The organism is Enterococcus sp. FR204, assembly GCF_031143325.1.
Classification (GTDB): domain Bacteria; phylum Bacillota; class Bacilli; order Lactobacillales; family Enterococcaceae; genus Enterococcus_B; species Enterococcus_B faecium.
Genome location: NZ_JAKZIW010000079.1, coordinates 1 through 5,159 on the forward strand (window position 1 = coordinate 1; position 5,159 = coordinate 5,159).

Consider the following 5,159-nt stretch of genomic DNA (forward strand, 5'->3'; position numbering starts at 1 on the left):
AAATATAAAAAAAGACTTTTTAGCCTGTTTATGTGTACAGCTAAAAAGTCTTTCTTAAATAAAAATCTAGTGAGAATGTTGTACTTCTCTTCTCGGTTGTTTTTGTTTAGAAAAAGTAAATCGATAAAGTAAAAATAAAATCAAAGTAACGATAGATAAATATCTTGAAGCAATTGCTAGTTTTGTGTACTGATAAGTAATAACGACTTTATTTATACCTGGAGGAATAGTTAATTCAGTTGTGCCAAACTTAGATAATTTTGTTTGTACTAGTTTGCCATTAATAGAAGCCACTTGCCCTTTATAACGATAAATAGGTGTCGTCAAGACAGTATTTTTATTATTCGAATTATCTAATTCAATTGTAAGTTTGTTACTCATAAAATGAGTTGTTGGATTTATTTCCTGGTTACCTAGTAAATATTGATCATTATTAATCATATCAGGATGATAGATTGACTCTTTGTTTGCATAATCAGTATGATTGTAATTTTCAGCTATAGCAACAGCGTCTTCAGGTGCTATAAGTGTTAATGAATCTTTGTTAGCATGGATAGAATTGCTTACTCCTGAGAGATGCAATATTAGTGCAAGAAACGTAAAGACCATTATTTTCCATGAATTATTTTTAGTAGAAAAAATATAATAGATCACTATACTCATCGTATAGGCTATAAATAAAGAAGAAAAACCATTTAACCGCCAGACAAATTGTAGACTCTTAACTGGTGTATGGTTAAAAAGTTGCCAAGGAAATAAATTGGTTGAACAAAAAAGAACAAATACACCAAGAAAGAAAATAAATAAATCATCAGCAGTTAATTTTTTTATAAAAATAAAAGCACCAATCAATCCGAGAAATAAGAATAATCCAATAGTATAGTTGTTATAGTTATTATTTAAAATATGTGTCAGCATATCACTAGGAGCCATACCACTTAATTCTTTTCCCAGTGGGACTTTCAATTCTTGTGCTCTAGATTGTTGAATAAAAGGAATTAAGAATCCCGCACTTAAAAAAAAGGTGAGGGCGGTAGCTTTTAAAAGACTTAAGAGTCTAGCGATTTTTTGGTCCCAAAAATAAAAAGAAAGAAACAACGTTCCTCCAATAAATACAGAAACCATAGCGACAGAAAGTAAATGAGTATACACTACTAGCGTCATGCCAATAGACAACCAGTACCATTTTTGGTAATCTCTAATATAAATTTCGTAACACCCCATTAGTATCAAAGGCAAAAATGTTAAAGCGACAGCTTCTCCCAATGAAGCACGATGGAATATGTCAATGGCACGATAGGCGGAAAATGTATAAATAATCGAAAATAACAGCGAAATATAACGATTGTTTTTTATTTGTTTCATAGAAAAATAAGAAACGACCATTGTTAAAAAAGTGATAAAAAAATAGTAGATATTATAACCTAAAACAAGATTTCCCATCATTTTATAAAATAAAAAAGCTGGATAAAGAGTAAGCCATGGATAAAAAATATTCATCATTGTTCCATGATGATCGAAGTTATTGAAGTTTACTGGAGAACTCCATACATTATCTAGTCCTATGATTCGAGATAAATGAAAGTAAGTATCCTGATTGACACTATGATAGATTCCCTTAGACATGAATAGAGGGATGACGTAAGCAAAACTTAGAAATAACATAAAAATGATATCTATTATTTGGTTTTTGTTTTTTTTCATTTTTTTCTCCTATTTAAAAGTAATAAAAATTGATTCTTTTCTAGTATATCATACTAGTGCTATGAAAAATTTAACGCAAAGCTTATTAAAAAAAGACAATTCTAGTATACTGAAAATAGAATTAAAAAAGGAGAACAACAAATCTATGAAAATAAGTAAAAAAGCATTTCTTTTAGTAGTTCTTATCTTACTTAGTACTTTATATTCAGTAAATTTTATGAGAAATGCTCAAGAAATTTATACAACAGGTGATTTATCTTTTCATCTTTCACGAATCAAAGGGTTATCTTCTATTTTTGAAGGGCCAATCAACTATACAACATTTAACAATTATGGAGATGGACTGAACTATTTTTATCCTTTTCTTACAATAATTCCTGCAGTCGTTTTTTATGGAATTTCAAATAACTTAATATTAAGTTATGTTCTATATATTTGGTTATTAAATATTTGTACGATTCTGATTAGTTTTTATTATGGAGAAAAGTTTTTTAAAAAGATAGATGCTGCTTTTTTATTTAGTTGTTTATATACTTTTGCAACTTATCGAACAGTTGATATCTATTATCGATCCGCAATTGCAGAAGCAATCGCTCTTACGATTATCCCAGCTGTTTTATATTATGCTTATGGATTGATATTCAATAGAGAAAAAAAAGTCATCGCTTTATCTGTCAGTATAAGTTTACTTGTGTATACTCATGTCTTAACTACACTATTGTGTAGTGCATTGATTGCTTGTATGATTATAGTTCGTTTGTTTTTAAGCAAGCAAATAAAAAACGATATAAAATTTGTGGTCGTGAATTTAGTAAAGGCTGTTTTTTTGACTTGTGCATTAACTAGCTATTTTTGGTATCCTATGTTGCAGCAGATGAATTATCAAGAAATACACAGTCCCTTCAAAACAGATTTGCAGCTAGAAGCACTTTCTATTTCAGATAGTATCATTCAAGCGTTAAATAACGATATTACAACATACACTATGGGGTTATTAGGATTGGTTGCGTTGATTTTTCCTTTATTCATACTGAAAGAAATGGAGAAAAAAGAAAAAATCATCTATGTTGGCGTAGTTTCTACATGGGTATGCGTAACTAATTTATTTCCATGGTTTTTGTTTCAAAAAACACCGATAAGCTTGCTCCAGTTTCCTTGGCGTATCTTAGGTATCCAAATCTTTTTTTCTTCAATGATCATAACGCTTGTTTTTATGAAAAAGACTATGAATAAAAAATATTCATGGTTAATCATTGGCGCTACTGTGGTGTTTCTACTCGTCACGTCTATAGCAGCAAAAGAAAATTACGCAAAAGTTATCCAATCAAAACACGGTCATATTGTTATCAATGAAGAAACACTCCCACGTTATACAACATCAGATATGGGAGGATTATACGATTACGCCCCAACAGAAGCGATAAAAGAAAGGTCTCACTTAGAAAAACATGAAGTAAAAGTAGGAGAATCGTGGGAAAAAGGGAAGTATAAAGCTGCAGATAATAACATTACTTACACAGTGGCAAGCAACAAAAAGCAAAAAGTGACAGTACCAGTATATGCTTATTTAGGTACACAGGTAAAAGTAAACGGTAAAGTCGTAAATGACTCTTATAAAAAACATGGCTTAGTAAATGTGAATGTAAATGCTGGAGAAAATAAGATAGAAATTACAACAAAATATACTCCAACTGCTCTCATGGCTTTATGGATCAGTATTCTGACTTATTGTTTAGTGGTGTATTCAAGTTTTAAACGATTTGCACCTAATAAGTTGAAAGATTCCCGATATGTGACTAAAAAGGAGATAAACAAGAAGAATGAAAATAAATAAAAAAGTAGTAATATTGAGTGGATTAATTATAGTTAGTAGTATATATTCTTTCATCTTTTTCAAAAATACACAGAGTATTTATACCACTGGAGATCTTTCTTTTCACTTATCTCGAATCAAGGGGTTATCGACTATTTTTACCAGTCCGATTAATTATGAGACATTCAATTATACTGGATATGGTGTAAATTATTTTTATCCCTTTCTGACTTTTTTTCCAGCTGTAATGTTATATTGGATGACAAAAAATTTGATTGTAAGCTATATTATTTACGTTTGGTTATTGAACTTATGTACAACACTCGTAGCTTATCATTATGGCGAGCGGTTTTTAAAACAAAAAAAAGCGGCATTTTTATTTAGTTGTCTCTATATTTTCTCTGCTTATCGGACAGTAGACATCTACTATCGTTCCGCAATTGCCGAAGCTATCGCAATAACACTTGTTATCCCTGTATTATTTTATGCTTATCAAATCATCTCTGGAAAAGAAGAAAAGTATCCGTCTGTAAAGCTAGCATTGAGTATGAGTTTGCTAGTGTACAGCCATGTACTATCAACATTAATGAGTACAGCATTAATTATCATTTTTATTTTTATTTGGTTGGTTTCTAAAGGTTTCAAGAATGCAGATTTTATTGCTATATTTAAAAAATTATTTAGTGCGGCAGGAATGACATTGGTTCTGACGAGTGCTTTTTGGTATCCGATGTTTGAACAAATGCTCTACCAAAAAATCAACAAACCTAGCGTGACAAATTTATATGCTCATGCATCTAATGTGTTCGATAGTCTGACTGAAGCTATGAACAACGACTTAACTACTTACTCAATGGGACTAGTTGGTCTGTTATCTTTATGTATTCCCCTGATTTTATTTAAAAAATTAACAAACATAGAAAAAAAGATTTATTATGGTACGTGTTTGACTTGGCTAGCTACAACTAGTTTGGTGCCATGGTATCTTCTGCAAAATACGCCAGCCAAATTGTTACAATTTCCTTGGCGGATCTTAAGCTTGCAAATAATATTCTCTTCTCTGATATTAACGATGATATTTTTCAAAAATAGAAGATACAATAAGACAAGAGAACTATTTTATTTATTTATGACTGTTTTGTTATTAATCACTTTAACTGTTTCTAGTAAAAAAATTTCAATCAAAAAATAATTTCTCAGCCGGGACATATTGTTGTAAACAAAGAAACAGTAGAGGCGTATACCACTAAAGGAATGGATTATTTTTTATATGATTATTCTCCTATCGCTTCATTGGAGAATAAGGAGCATATAATAAAACACGAAGCAAAGATTGGCAGTCAATGGGTAAACCTTCCTTATAAAACAACTGGTAGTTCTATCATATATAGAGTAACTAATGAGAAGAGCCAAGTAATCACACTTCCTGTATATGCTTATTTAGGAACGAATGTAGAAATAAATCATCAACCTGTAAAGGAGCAGGTGAATGCTAATGGATTGGTACAAATAAGCGGAGTCAAAGGAGTTGCTGATATTAAAGTAAGCACAAATTATACAGTAACGACTATTATTTCTTATCTTGTTACATTAACTGCATATTTATGTTTATTTTTTAAAATAGTTTTCCATAAAAGGTAAA

At 30.4% G+C, this 5,159-nt stretch carries 4 protein-coding genes; 3 read left to right on the forward strand and 1 reads right to left on the reverse strand.

Features of this window, described 5'->3' with window-relative positions:
- Positions 1-66 precede the first annotated feature (66 nt).
- Entirely contained in the window at positions 67-1,704 is a 1,638-nt protein-coding gene (locus RG571_RS11635) for a membrane protein (RefSeq protein WP_002297448.1), read from the reverse strand.
- 145 nt (positions 1,705-1,849) lie between these two features.
- Here RG571_RS11635 and RG571_RS11640 point away from each other — a divergent pair, with 145 nt between their 5' ends.
- The 3 genes from RG571_RS11640 (at position 1,850) to RG571_RS11650 (ending at position 5,158) form a co-directional block, all read left to right on the forward strand.
- Positions 1,850-3,538 carry a hypothetical protein gene (locus RG571_RS11640; RefSeq protein WP_258430696.1) on the forward strand — a complete coding sequence of 563 codons (1,689 nt, stop codon included), beginning with the start codon at positions 1,850-1,852 and terminating at the stop codon, positions 3,536-3,538.
- Between the two features lie 250 nt (positions 3,539-3,788).
- The gene (locus RG571_RS11645; RefSeq protein ID WP_374990304.1) at positions 3,789-4,709 is read left to right on the forward strand and encodes a 6-pyruvoyl-tetrahydropterin synthase-related protein; all 921 of its coding nucleotides are present in this window, start codon (positions 3,789-3,791) and stop codon (positions 4,707-4,709) included.
- A 62-nt stretch (positions 4,710-4,771) separates the two neighbouring features.
- Positions 4,772-5,158, forward strand: a complete 387-nt coding sequence (locus RG571_RS11650) for a hypothetical protein (RefSeq protein ID WP_308947716.1) — start codon at positions 4,772-4,774, stop codon at positions 5,156-5,158.
- Position 5,159: the final 1 nt, after the last annotated feature.

What these genes read in the sequence shown, in the direction of transcription:
- RG571_RS11635 (WP_002297448.1), bottom strand. Translation starts at nt 1,704, where the DNA reads ATGAAAAAAAACAAAAACCAAATAATAGATATCATTTTTATGTTATTT.
- RG571_RS11640 (WP_258430696.1), top strand. Translation starts at nt 1,850, where the DNA reads ATGAAAATAAGTAAAAAAGCATTTCTTTTAGTAGTTCTTATCTTACTT.
- RG571_RS11650 (WP_308947716.1), top strand. Translation starts at nt 4,772, where the DNA reads ATGGATTATTTTTTATATGATTATTCTCCTATCGCTTCATTGGAGAAT.